The sequence below is a fragment of the Oligella ureolytica DSM 18253 genome, from assembly GCF_000373745.1.
Taxonomy (GTDB): Bacteria; Pseudomonadota; Gammaproteobacteria; order Burkholderiales; family Burkholderiaceae_B; genus Oligella; species Oligella ureolytica.
Window position 1 is genome coordinate 1 of record NZ_KB892372.1, and the last position, 1,310, is coordinate 1,310.

The 1,310-nt window shown below is 35.0% G+C and carries 2 protein-coding genes and 1 pseudogene; all 3 read left to right on the forward strand.

Annotated features, from left to right (window positions below):
- The coding region (locus B092_RS15675; protein ID WP_018575724.1) for a hypothetical protein at window positions 1-267 on the forward strand (267 nt) is incomplete at its 5' end.
- Window positions 264-1,001: a hypothetical protein gene (locus B092_RS0113360; protein WP_018575725.1), complete on the forward strand. Its 738-nt coding sequence runs from the start codon at window positions 264-266 to the stop codon at window positions 999-1,001. The genes B092_RS15675 and B092_RS0113360, both read left to right, overlap by 4 nt.
- Before the next feature lie 121 nt (window positions 1,002-1,122).
- A pseudogene (locus B092_RS0113365) lies at window positions 1,123-1,310 on the forward strand (VENN motif pre-toxin domain-containing protein); the annotation flags it as partial.

Sequence of the window (1,310 nt, forward strand, 5' to 3'; positions counted from 1 at the left end):
GAGTTCTTTAGCCAGTCAGGTTTTGGGAAGCAATTAGAAGCCAATTCCACAAAAACTAGTAAGATAGTGCAAGGTCAGAGTGTATATCGGGCTGACAAGGATATCGGGTCTAGTATCAAAAAAGGTGATTTATATTATTTAGATGGTCAGCATAAGAATCATATTGAAGTGTTCGATAAAACTGGAAGAGCAAAAGCTGTTTTAAACTTAAATGGAAGTTATAACGAACAAAAAACGAAAGGTTCTAATGGAAGAGAATTAAAATGATCAAATTGAATTTAAATTTAGAAAATAGTAAATTTACTATCCAAACATTGGCAGCATTAAAAGAGGGCGAGTTTGAAGAAGGTAATGATTTTAGTGTTGATTTGAATAATGAGTTAAAAGTAATGTTAGAAAGATTAAATGTTACGTTTAACATTATAAATACGGCCATTGTTAGAGAAGATTGGCTTGCTATGCTGGCTTTACTTGTTCGTATGCGAGTATATTTAATGAATTTGTCAGGTGTTTTTTCGAATACAGCTGAAGATATAGCTACCTTATTAAAAATGCCAATGGTATTTTCATCTGAATCTCTTTCAAAAGTCATGAAATATAAGTTAAGTTGTTCGGAAGATTCTTCATTAAAAATTGATATTAATTTAAATGAGTTTAAATTAATTATAAAAAAAATCAATGCTCTTGAACAGAAGGTTGCAGAGTCAAGTCCTTGGTTTGTAAATTATGAACTTAACCTGAACGAGTATTTTCTTGAGAAAACAAATAGTTTAGGTGGTTCAATTGGAGCTGCTAATAAAAAATTAAGCTCTGGTGAGTACGTGGAGTCTGTATATCATCTGAAAAAAATATGTTTGTTCTCAATGGAGCTATCTATTTTTTTTGATCAAATGATGGAAGATGTTGGTAAAGTTATTTGGTCTGAGGAATTTAATTTCCCAGAATTTTCAGAAGATTATACAATTCCAGAATATTATGATTTGCCAGAATTTATGCGATAGTAAGATTGTTTAACGGGTCAGACATGTCTCAATGAGAGTGAAAAGTGGTTTTAATCGACGAGTCTGAACCTTTGATTGGGTTTTTAGATGAGAAGCCAGTGGCAGTGTGGGCTATGGGCAGGTGAGTGATAGCGAAGGTAGTACGACCTACAGTGGCATTAACACGAAGAATATCCTTATCACAGACGCTGCCAAGCAGACCCTCCTCACGGGGCTTAGTGCCGAGGCGATGGCTGATCGTGTCTTTACCGCGACGACCACCGAGAATGCTGAGGCCTTAAGTGGTGCCTTAGAAAATCGCTTTGATGC